The sequence below is a fragment of the Pontibacter sp. HSC-36F09 genome (assembly GCF_024171605.1).
Classification (GTDB): Bacteria; Bacteroidota; Bacteroidia; order Cytophagales; family Hymenobacteraceae; genus Pontibacter.
Genome location: NZ_JALKAA010000010.1, coordinates 1 through 19,062 on the forward strand (window position 1 = coordinate 1; position 19,062 = coordinate 19,062).

At 50.4% G+C, this 19,062-nt stretch carries 18 protein-coding genes; 11 read left to right on the forward strand and 7 right to left on the reverse strand.

Features of this window, described 5'->3' with window-relative positions:
- The 3 genes from L1278_RS18885 to L1278_RS18895 form a co-directional block, all read left to right on the forward strand.
- Window positions 1-210, forward strand: a 210-nt coding sequence (locus tag L1278_RS18885) for a hypothetical protein (protein WP_253406581.1), incomplete at its 5' end; no start/stop codon positions are given.
- 10 nt (window positions 211-220) lie between these two features.
- Window positions 221-571, forward strand: a complete 351-nt coding sequence (locus L1278_RS18890; RefSeq protein ID WP_253406582.1) for a hypothetical protein — start codon at window positions 221-223, stop codon at window positions 569-571.
- 108 nt (window positions 572-679) lie between these two features.
- On the forward strand, window positions 680-1,225 hold the full coding sequence (locus L1278_RS18895) for a GNAT family N-acetyltransferase (RefSeq protein ID WP_253406583.1): 546 nt from the start codon (window positions 680-682) through the stop codon (window positions 1,223-1,225).
- Window positions 1,226-1,363: 138 nt separating this feature from the next.
- Here the strand turns inward: L1278_RS18895 and L1278_RS18900 are convergent, their stop codons facing one another.
- Window positions 1,364-1,522: a hypothetical protein gene (locus L1278_RS18900; protein ID WP_155800585.1), complete on the reverse strand. Its 159-nt coding sequence runs from the start codon at window positions 1,520-1,522 to the stop codon at window positions 1,364-1,366.
- Window positions 1,523-1,612: 90 nt separating this feature from the next.
- Window positions 1,613-3,010 carry an arginine decarboxylase gene (locus tag L1278_RS18905; RefSeq protein ID WP_253406584.1) on the reverse strand — a complete coding sequence of 466 codons (1,398 nt, stop codon included), beginning with the start codon at window positions 3,008-3,010 and terminating at the stop codon, window positions 1,613-1,615.
- 457 nt (window positions 3,011-3,467) lie between these two features.
- On the opposite strand from L1278_RS18905, the gene rocF reads away from it, so the two are divergent.
- From rocF to L1278_RS18935, 6 genes are all read left to right on the forward strand, one after another.
- On the forward strand, window positions 3,468-4,439 hold the full coding sequence (gene rocF, locus L1278_RS18910) for an arginase (RefSeq protein ID WP_253406585.1): 972 nt from the start codon (window positions 3,468-3,470) through the stop codon (window positions 4,437-4,439).
- Between the two features lie 8 nt (window positions 4,440-4,447).
- Window positions 4,448-6,238, forward strand: coding sequence for an arginine--tRNA ligase (gene argS, locus L1278_RS18915; protein WP_253406586.1), 1,791 nt, complete (start codon window positions 4,448-4,450; stop codon window positions 6,236-6,238).
- Between the two features lie 169 nt (window positions 6,239-6,407).
- Window positions 6,408-6,773: an endonuclease domain-containing protein gene (locus tag L1278_RS18920; protein WP_253406587.1), complete on the forward strand. Its 366-nt coding sequence runs from the start codon at window positions 6,408-6,410 to the stop codon at window positions 6,771-6,773.
- Between the two features lie 120 nt (window positions 6,774-6,893).
- Complete coding sequence (locus tag L1278_RS18925; RefSeq protein ID WP_371927376.1) at window positions 6,894-7,487, forward strand: glutathione peroxidase; 594 nt, start codon at window positions 6,894-6,896, stop codon at window positions 7,485-7,487.
- 48 nt (window positions 7,488-7,535) lie between these two features.
- Window positions 7,536-8,468: a 1,4-dihydroxy-2-naphthoate polyprenyltransferase gene (locus tag L1278_RS18930; protein WP_253406588.1), complete on the forward strand. Its 933-nt coding sequence runs from the start codon at window positions 7,536-7,538 to the stop codon at window positions 8,466-8,468.
- A gap of 83 nt (window positions 8,469-8,551) precedes the next feature.
- A complete protein-coding gene (locus L1278_RS18935; protein ID WP_253406589.1) occupies window positions 8,552-9,499 on the forward strand; it encodes an aldo/keto reductase in 948 nt (315 codons plus the stop codon).
- 355 nt (window positions 9,500-9,854) lie between these two features.
- On the opposite strand, the gene pncA is transcribed toward L1278_RS18935, so the two are convergent.
- The 4 genes from pncA to L1278_RS18955 all read right to left on the reverse strand — a co-directional run bounded on the left by pncA (window position 9,855) and on the right by L1278_RS18955 (window position 15,552).
- Window positions 9,855-10,469 (reverse strand): bifunctional nicotinamidase/pyrazinamidase, encoded by a 615-nt coding sequence (pncA, locus tag L1278_RS18940; RefSeq protein WP_253406590.1) that lies wholly within the window; start codon window positions 10,467-10,469, stop codon window positions 9,855-9,857.
- Window positions 10,470-10,520: 51 nt separating this feature from the next.
- On the reverse strand, window positions 10,521-11,234 hold the full coding sequence (locus L1278_RS18945) for a PIG-L deacetylase family protein (RefSeq protein ID WP_253406591.1): 714 nt from the start codon (window positions 11,232-11,234) through the stop codon (window positions 10,521-10,523).
- Window positions 11,235-11,359: 125 nt separating this feature from the next.
- Window positions 11,360-13,807 carry a TonB-dependent receptor domain-containing protein gene (locus L1278_RS18950; RefSeq protein WP_253406592.1) on the reverse strand — a complete coding sequence of 816 codons (2,448 nt, stop codon included), beginning with the start codon at window positions 13,805-13,807 and terminating at the stop codon, window positions 11,360-11,362.
- 257 nt (window positions 13,808-14,064) lie between these two features.
- The gene (locus L1278_RS18955; RefSeq protein ID WP_371927377.1) at window positions 14,065-15,552 is read right to left on the reverse strand and encodes a DEAD/DEAH box helicase; all 1,488 of its coding nucleotides are present in this window, start codon (window positions 15,550-15,552) and stop codon (window positions 14,065-14,067) included.
- Window positions 15,553-16,213: 661 nt separating this feature from the next.
- Between L1278_RS18955 and L1278_RS18960 the strand changes: the two genes are divergently transcribed.
- Together L1278_RS18960 and L1278_RS18965 are read left to right on the forward strand one after the other, a co-directional pair.
- Window positions 16,214-17,371: a CaiB/BaiF CoA-transferase family protein gene (locus L1278_RS18960; protein ID WP_253406593.1), complete on the forward strand. Its 1,158-nt coding sequence runs from the start codon at window positions 16,214-16,216 to the stop codon at window positions 17,369-17,371.
- A gap of 125 nt (window positions 17,372-17,496) precedes the next feature.
- On the forward strand, window positions 17,497-18,168 hold the full coding sequence (locus tag L1278_RS18965) for a hypothetical protein (protein WP_253406594.1): 672 nt from the start codon (window positions 17,497-17,499) through the stop codon (window positions 18,166-18,168).
- Between the two features lie 76 nt (window positions 18,169-18,244).
- Here L1278_RS18965 and L1278_RS18970 read toward each other — a convergent pair whose 3' ends face one another.
- Entirely contained in the window at window positions 18,245-19,003 is a 759-nt protein-coding gene (locus L1278_RS18970) for a phenylalanine 4-monooxygenase (RefSeq protein ID WP_253406595.1), read from the reverse strand.
- Window positions 19,004-19,062 lie beyond the last annotated feature (59 nt).

Sequence of the window (19,062 nt, forward strand, 5' to 3'; positions counted from 1 at the left end):
GCTCTTTTTTTTCATCTTTATGTAAGGAATAAGTTTGAATCAAAAGGTAACGCTTATCCGCTGCTTTTTAAAACCAGCTACCGAAGGTTTAGTGCTACAAGGTGCATAAGTCATGCTACGGCAGACGGCCTTGCACGCCTCTTGCACGAGCATGTTAGGTGTGAACCTGAAATAGATGAAATTGAGACAAATAAGTGGGATGAAATTTAGGTCCGGTAGAATGGCATTGACAGATATCCATAATGCTGGATCTATCTTCGGGATCATATATCGACAAATATTAACTTTTACAGATGCTGGACAGGTGACTTTAACCAATGATATAGAAATTACTCGTGCGGGGCTTATAGAATGGAAAGAAAATCTAGAAAATGAAAAATGGATAGGCACTTACAAGTTTGATTCGGACGACAAACATGTAAAGTGCATATTGACAAATTATAAGAATAATATCAAGAAAGAAATTTACGCAGCCTTTGCCACAGATAGTCTTCTTATATGTGAGGTATATACCGGTGGTAGCAATAAAGGACAAGGACAAGTGTTCGAAAAAATAAACGCCAGCATCTAACAACAGAACAAAGCAGTCGCCCTACAGCTTTCAGTCATCGCTTTTACAGAAGGTTGGCTTTGGTACTTTCGGCTTGTGAACAGGCGCGTGCTATATTCAAAAGCCAACATGACGCACTACAAATCATTTGAAACCGAGCGCCTGCTGCTGATACCTACTTCGGAAGAGGATGCGGCTTTTATGTATGAGCTGCTCAACAGCCCGTCCTGGATCAGGTATATAGGGGACCGGAACGTGCGGTCTGTAGAGGAGGCGGCCACCTACATTCGAAACAGAGTGACTGCACAGTTGGAGCGGCTAGGATATGCAAATTATACCGTTATCCGAAAATCAGATCGGGAAAAACTAGGTGTTTGCGGCCTCTATGACCGCGAAGGGCTCGATGGGATTGACATTGGCTTTGCGTTTATGCCCCAGCACGAGAAGCAGGGGTATGCGCTTGAGGCTGCCCTGGAGGTAAAGCGGGCCGGTATAGAGGAGTTCGGTATTTCTCAGATGAAGGCAATCACATCAAAAGACAACGTGGCATCACAAAAGCTGCTGGAGAAACTCGGCCTCAGGTATAGCAAACAGGTGCAATTACCTAATGATCCGGAAGAGTTGCTGTTGTATGAGCTAAAGGTCGATAATCTGACGCTTCACCAGCAAGAATGAGTATTTCCAACTTGAATCAATCCTATACCGCCGCAGGTTGGCATCTATCGTAGCAGATACCCACTTGTTAAAGCTGGTATAAAACAAAAAAACCGGCCTTCAAGCCGGTTTTTTTATATCCAGAGGTAATCGCGCGGATTAGCCTTTGATCACTTCAGTTTCCTGCACAAGGTCAGTTGCCGGGGCGTTCTGCTCGGACACCTCAACGCTGGCAAAGTTGTAGGCTGGGCAGTATGTCTTGCAGGAAGTCATACCCAGTGCCAGGATGAATGCGCCGAATGCTGCTAATTTCTTCATGGTAAAATATTTAAATAAACGATGGTAAACCAAAAATACAATTTTTACTATAAATGCAAAACAGTATACGCAAATTTAACGACCGCAGCCTTAAATTTCGTATCCCAATATGTTCAGCATCGACTCATAAGTCTGTTCCGGGGCAAATTGCCAGCTTTTGAGCGTACCGTCTTCCTGTCGATCCACCAGAATGTGCTGCGGTGAAGGGATCAGGCAGTGCTTAATGCCGCCGTACCCACTCAGCTGCTCCTGGTAGGCACCCGTATGGAAGAAGCCAATATACAGCGGCTTATTATCCTTCGGTACTTTCGGCAGGAACACCTGGAACGAGTGCATCTCTGAGTTATAGTAATCCTGGCTGTCGCATGTCATGCCGCCCAGCTGTATTTTGCGGTACTCCTTGTCCCAATGGTTGATCGCCAGAAGCGGCCAGCGCTGGTTCAATGCCCAGGCGTCCGGCAGGTTTGTGATAAACGAACCATCGATCATGTACCATAGTTCCTTGTCGTTCTGGAGTTTCTCATCCAGAATAGAGTAAATGTTGGCCGCGCTTTCGCCTACCGTAAAGATGCCGAACTCCGTGAAAATGTTTGGCTCCGGTACACCCTCCTCCTGACAGATGCGCTTGATGGTGCGCAGGATCTCCTCAGTCATGTATTGGTAGTTGTAATCCGCCTGAATGGAGGTTTTGATCGGGAAGCCACCGCCGATGTCGATGGTGTCAAGCTCCGGGCATACCTTCTTGAGCTCACAGTACTTGTGCACAAAGCGGCTCAACTCCGACCAGTAGTAAGAAGTGTCCTTTATACCTGTACTGATGAAGTAATGCAGCATTTTGAGCTCGAAGCGGTCGTCTGGTTTAATCTGCTGCTCATACAGGTCGATCACGTCGTTGTAGCGCACACCCAGGCGCGAGGTATAGAACTGAAATTTCGGCTCTTCGTCAGAGGCGAGACGCATACCTACCTTGGTCTTCACTTTTACGTGCTCCTTGTAATAGTCAATCTCGCCGATGTGGTCGAGTATCGGCATGCAGTTCACAAAGCCATCGTTGATGAACTCCGTGATCCACTCGCGGTAGCGCTGGCGTTTAAAGCCGTTGCAGATGATGTACGTGTTCTTATCGATTTTGCCCTTTTTGTAAAGTGCCTTCACGATCTGCATATCGTAACCAGAAGAGGTTTCGATGTGGATGTCGTTTTTAAGCGCCTCCTCCATTACAAAAGAGAAGTGCGAGGCCTTGGTGCAGTAGCAGTAGGTATAAGTACCCTTGTAGTCGAGCTTCTGAATACCGTCGTTGAACAGACGTTTCGCCTTCTGTATCTGCGAACTAATCTTGGGCAGGTATGTTAGTTTTAATGGAGTGCCATACTGTTTGATCAGGTCCATCAGCGGGATGCCATTGAAAAACAATTCATTGTTCTCCACGGTAAACTCGTCTGTAGGAAAGTCAAAAGTCTGGTGAATCAGGTCGGTGTATTTATCCATTCTGGTGCTTGTGGGCTTAAGAAAACATGCAATATTGTTCGTTATTTACCATCTTTGCAAAAACTTTGTTTAAATTATAAGAATCGTTCAGTTATTTATTCCTATCACGCTCATTAAAGCGCGAAAATAAATGGAGTAGAAGAGCGGTGCGTGTGCATATATGCTTTGCTCGCCGCGGCATGGGCAGGTCCGTTTTATCCTGCTTTCTTCGCCATCCTGAAATGATCCTTGTAACGAGAATTAGGCGCTTAACCTCCGGGGGGTGGAGCCCTTTATCTTAGACAAATTTTTTGACAGAATGCCAGGTAGCGGTAAGGGCGTCCTCTTTTGACTGTGAAATATTCTTTCAAAACTAAAGATACCCGAACTTGATTCAGGAGTAGTAGAGAGACGGCAGCCAGGGAGAAGAAAATGCTGAGGAGACCAGGCTGAATAACTTTAGACCACCAATTTGCCTATGAAAAAGATTAAACTGATAGAAGTACGCTCAGAACTTGGCGCAGGCACGCGCGGAGCCAACATGGGGATAGACGCACTACGGGTAGCCTGTTTGGACAAGGGCTGCGATTATTTCAAGCGCTTCAACTCTATCAGTGTGCCTGACCTCAACTATACCCTGTTCGAGAAAGACCTCTTTCCGAATGCGCACCGTATCGACAGCATCCTGGCTGTCCAGAAAAACATTGCCAGTGCCGTCGTGCAAACGCTGGAGCTGGACATGTTCCCCCTGGTGCTTTCCGGTGACCACTCCAATGCGCACGGCACCATAGCAGGTATAAAAGCCGCCTACCCCGACAAGACCCTGGGTGTGATTTGGATAGACGCACACGCCGACATCCACTCGCCCTATACCTCGCCTTCGGGCAACGTGCACGGCATGCCGTTAGCCATGGCCCTGAACATCGACAACCTAGAGCGCCAGATAAACGACCCCGAGCAGGAAACGATTTTTTTCTGGAATTCGCTTAAGAAACTGGGCTTCGACGGCCCGAAACTCAAGCCGGAGCACCTGGTCTACATTGTGGTGCGCGACACGGAGGAGCCTGAGGATTTTCTGATCGAAAAGTACGGCATCAAGAATTTTACCTATGCCGAGTTTGCCCAGAAAGGGCCGGAGCAAGTGGCCGCCGAAGCGCTGGATCGACTGCGCGACTGCGACATCATCTATGTGTCATTTGACGTGGACAGCCTTGACTCGAAGTTTTCGAAAGGAACGGGTACGCCAGTCGAAGTAGGCCTGACAGTGGAAGAAGCACAGCGGCTCAACTACCACCTGCTGCAGGACCCGCGCATTGTGTGCTACGAGATGACCGAGATAAATCCGACACTCGACACCGAAAACACTATGGCCGAGAACGCCTTCGATATACTGGAGACCGCCACCGACGCCATTTTACACCGGGAATTTAATAAAACAGCTATACATTAATCTACTTAATGCAACTTCAAAACGCCATCAGCCAGCGCATCAGCCAAGCATTGGAAGCTTTGTTCGGCCTTACCGTTGACGCTTCTACCATCAGTCTGCAGCCTACCCGCAAGGAGTTTGCCGGCAGTTTCACCTTCGTGACTTTCCCATACACCAAACAGGCCGGCAAAGGCCCGGAGCAGATCGGGGAGGCACTTGGTGCCTACCTGAAAGAACATGCAGAAGAGGTGAAGAACTACAACGTGGTAAAAGGCTTCCTGAACCTCGAGATTGAAGAGCAGGTATGGGTGCTCCTGTTCCGCGACCTGATGACCAACCCGAGCCACGGCCAGGCATCGGACTCCGGCAAAAAAGTGATGGTGGAATACTCTTCGCCCAACACGAACAAGCCGTTGCACCTGGGCCACCTGCGCAATAACTTTTTGGGTTACTCGGTGTCCGAGATCATGAAGGCCAACGGTCACCACGTGATGAAGGCCAACCTGGTGAATGACCGCGGTATCCACATCTGCAAATCGATGCTGGCGTACCAAATGTTTGGCAATGGCGAGACACCGCAAAGCAGCGGTATCAAAGGCGACCATCTAGCTGGCAAGTACTATGTGCTGTTTGACAAGGCCTACAAAGAGCAGATTGACGAACTGGTGGCGCAGGGTATGGACAAAGAGGAAGCCAAGAAAAAAGCCCCTTTGATACTAGAAGCCCAAACCATGCTGCAAAAGTGGGAGCAAGGCGATGACGAAGTGGTATCGCTTTGGAAGACCATGAACAGCTGGGTATACGAAGGCTTCGACGCTACCTACCGCAACATCGGTGTTGATTTCGATAAGTTCTATTACGAATCTGAGACCTATACCTTGGGGAAAGAGCGTGTAGAGGAAGGTCTGCAGAAAGGCGTTTTCTTCAAGAAACCGGACGGCTCGGTATGGGTTGATCTGACTGATGAAGGGCTGGATGAGAAGCTGCTGCTCCGCTCAGACGGTACCTCCGTTTACATCACCCAGGACATGGGTACAGCTGAGTTGAAGCACAATGACTTCCCATACGACCAGTCCATCTACGTGGTGGCGGATGAGCAGAACTACCACTTCCAGGTGCTGAAGGCGGTGCTCAAGAAACTGGGCAAACCATACGCAGAAGGAATCTATCACCTGTCTTACGGCATGGTGGATCTGCCATCGGGCAAAATGAAATCAAGAGAAGGTACCGTTGTGGATGCCGACGAACTGGTGCAGGAGATGATCGACACCGCCCGTCAGCAGACCGAGGAGCTGGGCAAGATAGAAGGTTTTACACCGGAAGAAGCGGCTAAACTTTATCATACCTTGGCGATGGGAGCCCTGAAATACTTCCTGCTCAAAGTGGACCCGAAGAAGCGCATGCTTTTCAATCCGCAGGAGTCGATTGACTTCCGTGGCAACACCGGTCCGTTTGTGCAGTACACGCACGCCCGTATCTCGGCCATCCTGCGCAAAGCAGGTGAGATGGGCCTCGCCGTTGATGCCGCCTCGTTTGGCGACTTCAAAAACCTGCACGAAGCAGAACAGGAAGTGATCACGCTACTGGTAGGTTATCCGGAAGTGGTGCAGGAGGCAGGTAAGCTGTATGCGCCGTCCGTGATCGCGAACTATGCCTACGAACTGGCCAAAGCTTACAACCGTTTCTACCAAGAGATTTCGATCTTCAACGAAACTGACGAGCAAGCCCGCAACTTCCGTATCGCCCTCTCAGCCATGGTAGCCCGCTTCGTGCGCGAAAGCATGAGCCTGCTGGGGATTGAAGTGCCGGAGCGGATGTAAGGTAGAGGTATAGTTAATAAAGGTATGGCACATGTAGTGGTCATCTCCTGCTACTCTTTCAGAGGAGACACTCAATATGCGCGAATCATCACTGAAGCACGTATTTAGGAAAGTCCCCCTTTGAAGGGGGCAGGGGGATGACAATCGTGCATCGATAAAATTTTGTACCATGCCGCATAACAGTCACTACAACCAACAACTTAAACCACTTGCCAAAGCTCTCCGTAAGGATTCAACAAAAGCAGAGGTAAGGTTGTGGTGTGAGGTGTTAAGCAAAGGCAAAACAGGCTACACTTTCTTACGGCAGAGACCAGTCGGGCAGTATATTGCCGACTTTATGTGCAAAGAACTAAATCTGGTTATTGAAGTTGACGGCTATTCGCATAACTTTAAAGCGAAAGAGGATGAAGAGCGGGATAAGGTATTAATTGAACTAGGTTACTCTGTCCTTCGCTTTCATGATGAAGAGGTGATGAAAGATTTACCTAATGTCCAAAGAGTGATTGATGCTTACATAGAGGACCTGCAGAAGTAGGTCATCCCCCAGCCCCCTTCGAAGGGGGACTTTTTCTCTAGCCCGATTTCATAATTGTTTAAAAACAAAACCAATAAACACAGGTTAATAGCCAGAATCTATACCTTAAGCAAAACTAAAATGAAGCGCATCGCACAACTTTTGACAGTAGGCCTTGTATTAGGTGTATCGACAGCCTGCACAGGCGGATCATCCAACACAAACCAGGAAAAAGATATGGCAACAGAAACCAACCAGACGGCACAGGCCAACAGCTTCTACACTTTCAAAATAGAAAGCCTGGAAGGGAAGGAGATTGACTTCTCGAAATTCAAATGCAAGAAAGTGCTGGTAGTGAACACCGCTTCGGAGTGTGGCTATACCCCACAGTATGCCGACCTGCAGAAGCTGCACGAGACGCATGGTGAACAGGTGGTGATCCTGGGCTTCCCGGCAAATAATTTTGGAGGACAGGAGCCTGGTTCGAAAGAGCAGATCGCGGAGTTCTGTCAGAAAAACTACGGCGTAACCTTCCAGATGATGGAGAAGATCTCAGTGAAAGGCGACGACCAGCACCCGCTCTACCAGTGGCTGAAAAAAAATAGCCCGAACCACGAGGAGCCGGGCTGGAACTTCAGCAAATACCTAATTGATGAGAACGGCAAGGTAGTGGCCTTTTACCCGTCGAAAGTGAAGCCGATGGGAGAGGAGATCCTGGCGGCAATCCAAAAGTAATATGACAGGTATAGCCTGTGGACTATACCTGCTTTTATAGCATATACCTTGAATACTACACAACACATTCCGCAGAATCCAGGTCTGGTAAAGGCCTGGATTTCCGCTTTTAGGCCGCGCACCCTGCCGCTGGCTTTTTCCTGTATCGGTATGGGCGGCTTCATGGCCGCTGCCTACGGAACCTTCGATGCCGCGGTGGTAGGCCTTTGCGTGCTCACTACCCTTTTCCTGCAGATCCTCTCCAACCTGGCCAACGACTACGGCGACTCTATACATGGGGCTGATAGTGTACACCGGGAAGGGCCGAAGCGGGCGGTGCAGGCGGGCCATATCAAGGCCGAGCACATGAAGAAAGGCATGGCCGTGTTCAGCCTGCTGTCGCTGGTGACGGGTTTGCTGTTGTTGTGGGTGGCATTCGGCACCGAGGGGATCTACCTGTTTCTAATTTTCCTGGGATTGGGTCTGGCCTCCATCTGGGCCGCCATCAACTATACCGCCGGTTCCAAGCCCTATGGTTATGCCGGGCTGGGTGACGTGTTTGTGTTCATTTTCTTTGGGCTGGTGGGCGTGCTAGGTACCTTCTTCCTGCAGGCGCGGGAGCTGGAACCGCTGGTCATTTTTCCGGCTATGGTTTGCGGCTTCTTCTCGATGGCGGTGCTCAATGTCAACAATATTCGCGACATTAACTCCGATGTGCTGGCCGGCAAACGCTCTATACCTGTGCGGTTGGGCCCGAAACGTGCCCGTATCTACCACATCTTCCTGCTGATAGGCGGTGTGGCAAGTGCCTTTGCCTATGTGCTGTTCCACTTCTACAGCGCCTGGCAGTTCCTGTTTGTGCTGGCCCTTCCGCTGCTGATCTCGAATGGTGTGAATGTATGGCGCAAACAGACATCTGCCGAGCTCGACCCATACCTGAAGCAAATGGCCATCACCACGATGCTCTTTGTGCTGCTCTTCGGCTTAGGACAAGTGTTGTAGCAAAATGCCTTGGCGGCTATACCTGCCATACCCTGTGCGCACTGCTTCCGTAAAGAGGTATTTACCTTTTTAATCTTGATTACATGGAAAAACGCAAGCTTGGTAATTCTGGTCTTGAAATTGCGCCCCTGGTTTTTGGTGGAAATGTGTTTGGCTGGACGGCCGACGAGCAAACCTCTTTCCAACTGCTGGATGCCTTTGTGGAGGCCGGATTTAACTGCATCGATACAGCTAACTCGTACTCTTCCTGGGTGCCAGGCAATAAGGGCGGAGAGTCTGAAACCATCATCGGAAACTGGCTGAAGCAGCGCGGAGGCAGGGAGCAGATCATCATTGCCACTAAAGTCGGGGCCAAGTTGGAAGGGAAGGGCGGCCTGGGCAAAGACTACATCCGGCAACAAGTGGAGGCTTCCCTTAAACGACTCCAGACCGATTATATTGACCTGTACCAGTCGCATTACGACGATCCGGAAACACCCATTGAAGAGACCCTGGAGGCTTACTCCAAACTGATAGAGGAGGGAAAAGTGCGTGCGATCGGCGCGTCCAACTTCAGCGGCGAGCGGTTGGAGCAGGCGCTGAAGGCAAGTGAGCAGAACAACCTGCCACGTTACGAGAGCTTTCAGCCGGAATACAACCTCTACGATCGCGAAGTCTACGAAAAAGAGATAGAGCCAATCTGTACCCGATATGGTCTGGGTGTGATCAACTATTACGCGTTAGCCAGCGGTTTCCTGACAGGCAAGTATCGTTCTGAGGCGGATCTGGGGCAAAGCCCGCGAGGTCATGGGGTGAAAAACTACCTCAATGAACGTGGCTTTCACATTCTGCAGGCGCTGGATGAAGTGGCCGAGCAGTACAGTACTACGCCAGCCAGCGTTTCGCTTGCCTGGCTAATGGCACGCCCCAGTATAACAGCACCGATTGCCAGCGCTACTAAACTTGGGCAACTGGAGGATTTGGTGAAAGCAGCCGGACTTAGACTGGATCAGGCCGCCATTAAAAAGCTGAACGAGGCGAGTTCCTATTAAAGGATAGCACAGATATAGTCATAAACCAGCAAGAGCCGCTTTTTTAGCGGCTCTTGCTGGTTTATGACTATATCAGAAGGATAATTAGTTACCATTTAGCTCGTTTCATCCCGAGTAAGCAGGCTTAAATCTTACTGTCATTCTGTTAATAAACTTGGTTGAAATAGAGGGCCCCTACCTAAGCCTACACTATTTGCGACCAAGATCCTTACAGGATGACAAAAATTGAATGAAGAGTCCCCGCGGCTGCTGGAGGATGGTTGACAATTTTGGCAATTCCATTTAAACAGGTATACCTGCTCGCTCCCAAACAAGTAATAAGCGATAGGTATAGCTTGAAATGTAAATAGATGGATCAGCTGGCCAGTAATTCGCTGCTCTGTATGCGCCTGCCGCCTTTTTCCAGTATGTCCTTTCGGGCTGCCTCGTAGCCTTCCGAGCTGATGGCGCGAACGGCGTCTTCCAGCACGAAGGTTTCAAAGCCCTCGTCCAAAGCATCTTTGGCAGAGTAATACACGCAGTAGTCAGCGGCCAGCCCGGCCAGGTATAACTGCGTTACGCCTTTTCCACGCAGGTAGTCAGCCAGCCCGGTGGACTTCAGGCGACCGTTGTCATAAAAGCCACTGTAGCTGTCAATTTCAGGATTGGTGCCTTTCCGGAAAATAGCTTCTATTTTATTTACTTCGAGGGCAGAGGCTAGGTCGGCGCCAGTCGTACCTTGCAGGCAGTGGTCGGGCCATAGCACTTGTGGCAACCCCAGTAACTCGGTTGTCTCAAATGGGTTTTTGCCTTCGTGGTTGGAGGCAAAGCTTTTGTGATCGGTCGGATGCCAGTCCTGTGTCGCCACGATTAAGTCAAAATGGTCTTGGATCTGGTTTACAATCGGGATGATCTGATCGCCTTCTGGCACACCCAGCGCACCGCCGGGAAGGAAATCGTTTTGTATATCAATCAGGAGTAATGCCTTCATAATTAAGCTATCAGGTATAGGGATCCGCTAAAATAGCAAATTTGAGTGAATTTAAAGCCCTTCCGTCAGGTTAGCCAGCGGCGGCTTGTGCTCTTCCTGGTAAATTTCAAAGTAAACGGTGTCGCCGATCGACTCCACCACATTCGCCTGTTTGATCACATCTTGGTAGGTGTCATAGCAGCTCAGCGCCTTTTTCATGATCTCCACATCCTCGGGCCGGAGTTTTACCTCACAGTCGATCAGAGCGGGGTCGCTGTGCTTCATCAGAAATTTACCGGACTGCAACGGTTGTTCTGTTTTGTTGGGAAGCGTCAGGAAAGCGAGCCGCTTCAGGTAATCAACGCCACTTTCTTTCAGCTCCAGGTATACCCGCTTGACCACGGCGTGCATCACCAGGTGGTCATGAAATCCGCTCACCCCATGCACCGGGTACGACACGATCAGCTGCGGTTCAATCTGACGGATGTGTGTCTCCACCACCTTTTCAATATCGCGCGGGTCCAGCTCAGCCAGTTGACCGTCGGGCAGGTCGAGCACCGTCATACCCGTAAGCCCCAGTACTTGTTCTACCGCCAGCATCTCCTTATACCTGACCTCGCCCATTACCTCTACACTCAGGCCTAGCTCGTGCCGCACCTTGGTAGCACCACCCTTGGTGAGAGTAAGCAGGTATACCTGGTGCCCTTGCTCCAACTGCTGCCACATGACAGGGGCCGGACCGAACGACTCGTCGTCTGGATGGGGGAAAATGTAGAGGATGCGCATGGAGGCATTCGTTTTATGTACAGAGTATTTAAACGTGCAAAAGCACAGGCATGGCTGGAAATGGTTGCCTAGGTGAGACCAGGAGCCACCTCATAGTGTGGCTCCTGGTCTCACCTAACAAAATCTTAGTTTGCACCGCTTCCGCCTTGTTGCTCAGCACCTTTCACATCATCGTTTTTGATGCCGCGTTTCTTGCGGGCAATGTCGCCCTTCAGCTTGCCGAAACGGTAGTTGAAGCCCAGACTGTAGCGGCGCATTAAGAATATATTCTCCTGGTTCTGGGTGAAGCGCGGGTCGTTGATCTCATTCAGGGAACGGCGGTTTTTCTGGAACGGGCTGTTCACCGAGAAGCTGATTGTCGCCTTGTTGTCTTTCAGGAACTGCTTGTTCACCGAAATACTGTTCCATACATACCCGGCCGAGCGGCCCTGCAGCAGGATGCGCGAAGAGGAGTAGCCAATGTTACCGCTGGCACGCCAGCCCTTGTCGAAGCGGTAGCTCGAGTAGCCAAACACATTGTAGGTGAAGCCCTCGTTGTTCTGAGGCAAGCCGCCGATCACGCTGCTCAGCTTTACATAGTTGGTAGTGGAGTTCAGGTTGATGCTCAGCTTTTTAAACAGGGTGGTGTTGCCGCTCAAAGAGAAACCGTATGTCTGGTTGCGGCCGATGTTGCCATACGTCGTGCGGGCCACCGTATCAGAGCCGAGCGTGGTGTAGCTCTGGATGGAGTTGTTGGTGAAGTTGTGGAAGATACTCGCGTTAATGGACGTCCCTTTCACGAAGGTGTTATAGGCTAGGTTAAACACATTGTTCGTGGCCGGGTCCAGTTTCGGGTTACCGAAGCTGATGTTGAGGGGGTCGATCTGGTTTACGTACGGGTTCAGGTAGTAGAGGCTCGGTCGCTCGATGCGCTGGGTATAGGACAAGCGCATGGTGCTCGTTCCCTTGAACTTGCGCGACAGGGTGATGTTCGGGATCAGGTTGAAATAGTCCGGGGTGGCCACCGTGCCGGATGACTTGAAGTTGGCGTCCAGCTTGGTCTCTTCCAGACGGGCACCGGTTTTCAAACCCCAGTCGCCTTTTTTGAGGCTCAGCGAGGTATAAGCCGCATAGATGTCCTGACGGTATTCAAAGTTATTGCTCAGGTTCGGGTCGATTACAAAGGTGCCCGTCTCCGGGTCGCGGTTGCTGTAAAAGTAGTCGCTGCTGTTGAGTCGGAAGATCGTTTTCACGCCCAGTTCAAGCGTGTGCTTTTTGATCGGCTGCACGTAGTCGGCCTGCATGGTGTGTTCCACAGAGCTGCCGTCGTTATCCGTCTGGCTTATCTGACCGTTGAAGTTGAGCACCGGGTCCAGGATGAAATCAGAGCCGCTGCCGTTGCCACTGTTGCTTAAACGGTACGAAAGCGTGAACAACTGGTCTTTGCTTTTCTTGAACGTACGCTGGTAGTCTGCCCCGAAGTCGCTGCCCTTCCATCTGAAATCGCCATTGTTGAGACGGGTATAAGCCTGCGACAGCGCTCCGGTGGCATCGAACAGCTCGACACGCTGCGTCAGGAGGCTATTGCCTGTGTTCAGGTTCATGCCAAAGTTAGCCGTGAATAGGTTGAGCGTGTCCATTTCATAGCTGAACTCACCACTGGCATACTGGTAAGTGTTATCATTTCGGCTTTCACCCATCTGCTCCAGTACAGTTTGGCGTATCTTGTCTTCTCTGTACAAGTTGTTGCTATTGGCGGGACTGTTATAGGTGCCTGTTCCAAAGTAGCCGGAAAAGCCTGCCTTGCCAGCTTTAACCGTTAGGTAGCCGCCAACGTTCGTTCCTTTGGGGGTAGAAGCCTGCACATTCACTGAGCCGTTATACCCACCGATGTTCTTCTTATGCGTGATGATGTTGATAATGCCGCCCACACCCTCAGCCTCGTACTTCGACGGCGGGTTGGTGATCACTTCAATGCTTTTGATAGTGGTGGCCGGCATGCTTCTGAACACGTCTTTTGGGCTGCGCACAAAGAGCGAGGAGGTTTTGCCGTTGACAAGCACGCGGTAGTTGCTGTTGCCGTTCAGCTTGATGTTGTCTTCCGCGTCCAGACTCAGCAGCGGCACCTTGCGCAACATGTCCAGCGCCGTCATCGTCTGGCTTTCGGGGTCAGCATCCACATTGTAGGTAATTTTGTCGATGTCCTGCTCCACTAGCAGTTTTTCTGTCACGATCTGCACTTCCTTTAGTTGCCTGGCCGATGACACGAGCGACAGTTTGCCCAGATCGATGGTGGTGCCGGTAAAGGCCGGGAGTGGTAGCACTTTGGTTTTATAGCCTACATAAGAGAGCACCAGCTGGTACTGCTTCAGCTCCAGGCCTGCCAGCTCAAACCTGCCGTTGTCTTTCGTGAAAGTACTCTTGACGGCCTGGTTTTTTCCCGCTTCCTGCATCACCACTGTCACATAGTCCAGTTTAGCCTGTGTCGCCGAATCGGCTACTATACCTTTGATGGTGCCCGTTGGTAATGGAGTTTGGGCAAAAGCTGTGCATGTCAGGCACCAGAGCAGCGCCAGCAGTAAAGTTTGTTTCATTATAGAGTAAAATTGATTAGATGACACGATCACTACCATTAGGTTGTTCCAGCTTGCCTCAACACTTCGCTTCAACCTGAACTGAAAACAGTTGCCGTGGAGCTTAATGGTAACGATAAGAAAGGTATTGAATAATATATATTAATCTGTGAATATTATACAAAAGCCCGTTTTCTATAGATGAAAATAAGTGATGCTGCTGACGGAACTGCACATTAAACAGAAAGGGCCACCCCGGTAGGAGTGGCCCTTTCTGTTTAGTTATTGTCTTGCGGAACCGGTGGGTTGCTGTTCTGCGGGTTTGCGTTGCCCGGTTTGTTGCGATTGCGATTCCGGTTGCGACTCTTGTTGCGGTTTGGTTTCTGGCAGCCTTCCTGTCCATCTGCTGTAGGAGCGCTCAGTTCTGCTCTTGGCTGCGGGTTGGCTGCTTTTATTGGTCGGCTATTTCCGTCAGGTCTCGGCGCTGTACCTTCCGGCTTTGGTCCTCTGCGTCGGTTGCGATCTCCGCCACCGCCTGCGCCCGAACGCTGGCCGCCACCCTGTCTGCCACCAGCTGGTCTTCCGCCGCCTTTGCCTCCGCGGCCAAAATCGCGGCGTGTCGGATCGAAAACCGGCGCTGCGCCGAAACCTTCTGGAAGTGGCAGTTTCGGCAGGTCGCGCTCGATGAGTTGCTCTACCTTGCGCACCCGGTACATGTCGTTCTCGTTCACAAACGTAATGGCCATACCTGTAGAGGCGGCACGGGCCGTACGGCCCACACGGTGCACGTAGTCCTCGGCATCCTGCGGCATGTCGAAGTTCAGTACATGGCTCAGACTGTCGATATCTATACCTCTGGAGAGGATATCGGTCGCCACCAGAATCTTGTATTTTTTGTTTTTGAAGCCTTGCAACGCCTTCTCGCGTTCATCCTGTGTCAGGTCCGAGCTTATACCTTCTGCCGGGAAGCCCATCTTTTGCAGGGAGCGCACGATCTGGTTCACGTTCGACTTGCGGGACGTGAAGATGATCATGTTCGACACTTCCAGTTCCCGGATCAGGTGCTCCAGCAAAGGAAGTTTCTGATTGTCGTAGGTCAGGTACAGGCGCTGGTCAATGCCTTCGGCTGGCTTGGAAATAGCCAGGTTGATCTCGGAGGGCTGTTGCAGGATCTGCTGTGACAAGTCGCGTATTTTCTTCGGCATGGTAGCTGAGAAAAGGAGCGTCTGGCGCTCGGCAGGCAAGGCACGCACGATCTTCAGGATATCATCCATAAAGCCCATGTCCAGCATCTTGTCTGCCTCGTCGAGCACCAGGTACTTCAGTTGGTCCAGTCTTACATAGCCTAGTGCCATGTGTGACATCAGACGACCCGGCGTGGCGATGATGATATCAGCACCACCAGTGAGGGCGCGCTTCTGCTGCTCCCACTCATCGCCTTTGCTGCCGCCGTAGATGGCGATAGAACTTACCGGGGCGAAATAGCCCAGGCCTTCCACTTGTTCATCTATCTGCTTTGCCAGTTCGCGTGTAGGAACCAGGATCAGGGTGCTGGTGAAATCGTAGTTGGCGTGCGAAATACGATCGATCAGTGGCAGCAGGTAGGCGGCTGTCTTGCCAGTACCTGTCTGGGCGCAGGCAATAATATCCTTCTGCTCCAATATTAGCGGGATGGCCTGCTGCTGTACCGGGGTCGGGGTATTGTAGCCCATCGACTCAATTCCGGTGATCACGTCTTCGTGAAGGTTGAATGAACGAAAATCCAAAGTTATCTCCTTAAAATTATTTTTATGGCCTAGCGGCCTTTAAACCGCATTTATAGGGGTAAAGATACGATTATTATACCTTATTTAAGAAAAATTTAAAAGTTGATGTTATTTATATTGAAAATTATATTAATATTGCATCGTCAATCAGTAGAGAATATAACGATATGCTTAAAAAGTTGACACGGCATTCAAAAAGTTCAAAGAATTAGAAAATCACTATATAGATAGAATGCTTTAAATCTGAGTAAAAATCAAGAATACTTTTTTACATTATAGTACTTAAATAATATTTAATTTTATTTACATAGATTTTTTTATATTAATGCCGAAACATTTGATTAAGTGAGGCGTAAACAAGCTCAAAGTGATATAATCAATCATCTTAAAACATATAAAAGAAAGATTTATTTAAAATTAAAATGAAAAAAGCTATACAAGAATCTCCGAACTTCTATCTTCTACTGGGTGTAAACATCATCAACGCTATCTTTATTTTGATATAGCACACCTCCTGATCGGAACCTAATTAAAAAAAAATAGCAAAAATATACAGGCAGCTCTTCCTCGGAAGGGCTGCTTTTTTTATGCCCTTTTTGATAGCTTTGTTTATAGAGCGGCAGCTTGAGGTAATTATGCTCTATACCTATACCTATACCTGATGAAGATGGCAGAACCTGTGTTTAAAGATTTGCTGGTACTCGAACTGGCCAGTGTGCTGGCGGGGCCGAGTGTGGGACAGTTTTTTGCGGAACTGGGCGCTACCGTGGTTAAACTGGAGAACGCGGGAACCGGCGGCGATGTAACGCGTACCTGGAAACTGGCAGGGGAGCAGGGAGGTCAAGACGCGTCGGCTTACTTCTCAGCGGCGAACTGGGGAAAGCTTTCCATTGGGCTCGATATCACCCAGCCACAGGCGCTGGAGGCCGTGCACAAACTGGCTGCCAAAGCTGATGTGGTCATTGCCAGCTATAAGCCCGGAGACGCGGAGAAACTGCTGGTAGACTACCATACCCTGGCCCAACTGAATCCCAATCTGATTTACGGGCATATCACCGGTTACGGGCTGGAAGACCAGCGGGCTGGCTACGATGCCGTGATCCAGGCAGAGAGTGGCTTTATGTACATGAACGGATCACCAGACGGACCTCCCACCAAATTGCCCGTGGCATTGATGGATATCCTGGCAGCACACCAGCTCAAGGAAGGCATCCTGACAGCACTGTTGCAGCGGGAGCGTACCGGCAAGGGCTGCTATGTGCAAGTTTCGCTATTTGATGCGGCCGTATCGGCACTGGCCAATCAGGGAACGAATTACCTGGTGGCGGGGCACAGTCCGCAGCGCATGGGATCGGAGCATCCCAACATTGTGCCTTACGGAAGCGTGTATACCTGCAGAGACGGTCTGCATTTGGTGCTCGCCATAGGCGACGACCGGCAGTTCAGGCGCCTGTGCCAGGTATTGGGAGATGCTGCCTTGGCCGATAACCCCGATTTTGCTACCAATGGTGCAAGAGTGCGGAACCGGAGCGCGGTAAACCAGCAACTAAAGCAGCTGATCAGTCAGCATGAGCGCGATGGATTGCTGGGAGAGCTGCACAGGCTGCATGTGCCGGCTGGCGCCGTCAACAGCGTGCCCGAAGTATTTGAGCAGCTACAGGCCAGGCGGATGCTACTTACCCAACCCAATGGCCCGAGCGGTATCAGGCAGGTAGCCTTTGTGATGGAAGGGACGACAGCTGAAACTGTAACGCCTCCACCAGCCTTCGCGCAGCACCAGGACCAAGTGATGGGGATGCTGGAAAAGCATGGGCATTGAGACGGGCACTTATACATCAGCAACCAAACTACTAGCTTGTACTTGTTTAGCAGGCCAAAAATTGAGCAGAATAACTATTTCTAAAGGATTTGAGTAAAAAACACAGCACCCGAGAAAAAGCAAGTATGAAAGATAGACTCGACGATATAATACAAGGACTGCAGCAAAAATCTGCCACAAAGCAGGCAATTTACCGCAATACGTACCAAACCTTTACCCGCATGAAAGAGCTCTCGCAGGAAATTGTGGACGAGCTCACCAACCGGATCACGACGCACAATGCCGACGTGGTGATCGAGTACAAGGCCATCAGCGATCTGGAGTTTCAGATCAAATTCTCTGGCGACCTGCTTGTGTTTGTGATGCACTCCAACATTATCACCTTCCCGGACGATTACGAGATCATGCGCAACGATTATGTGGACGAAGACTTCCGCCGTCGCTTCTTCGGGCACATCATGGCTTACAACTTCATGGCCGATACTATTAAGTATAACCGCCTCGACGACCCGGGTTATCTGGTGGGCCGCATGCTGATCAACATCGAAAACCACTTTGTGATAGAAGGGGTGAAGCAGATGGATTTACCTTCGGACCGCATTGCCCGCAACGTGATCAGCGACGACAAGCTGCGCCTGATCGTGGAGAGCGCTATGGTCGCGGCTGTGAACAACGACCTGATGGGTCAGGATGTGTCGGATATTGAGCGCATCACCTATAAGCAGAAACTCGAAAACTCCCAGCTGTCTAAGCCACGCAAACTGGGCTTCATGATCAGCCACGAGCTTACGCATTAGCCGCTAGGTATAGCCAAGCAAGCCCCGCCTGCGGTAGGTAAATTATACCTGCCGCAGGCGGGGCTTACATTTAAAGCTAAGTTGTGGAGACCAAGGCATCCTGGGTGCGCAGCCTCTGAAGTGCTACCTCAACTGCTGGCAGACTCTCGAGCAATTGCTCAAAGCTGTGGATGCAGAAGTACTGGCTCTGGAAAGTCTCTTTTATATAAGCCGTGTCCAGAATGTGGTTCACATCAAAATCAAGCTTCACGCTTTCATCCGATACAGACAGGTTACTCTCGCCTACAGACGAAAGGATGCCGGCCCCGTAGATTTGTGCCTTCTGGCCCGGCTTACGGTACAAGCCGAACTCAATGGTATACCAGTAGATGCGCGTGAGGCGGTCAATGATATCTGGACGGTCGAGGTGAGTGAGGGCTAGCTCGGAAAGTTTGGCCAAAAACTCGCAGTACACCGGAATGGTGAGCAACGGTACGTGGCCAAATACGTCATGGAACATATCGGGCTCCTCAAGGTAGTCGAGCTGGTCCATGCGGCGCACCCAAACCGTGGCCGGAAAGCGCTTGCTGGCGATCAGCTGAAAGAACAGGGCATCGTCGACAATGCCGGGTGCTGCCACCACTTCAAACCCGGTCAGTGGCTTGAGTTTTTGATTGATATCGTTGAAGTCAGGTATACGGTCGCGGCTGAAACCGACTTTATCAAGCCCCTCCATAAACTCAGGTATAGCCTTGCCGGGAAGGTTGCGCAACTGGCGGTCGTAGAGGATGGCCCATACCTGGTGGTTCTCGGAGGTGTAGCTGCTGTAGTTCTGTGTCAGGTTCATGGCTGTCATATGGTTTGATTTTAAATTTTGGAATAGGTATAAATGAAAAAAGCAGAGCTTTCGCTCTG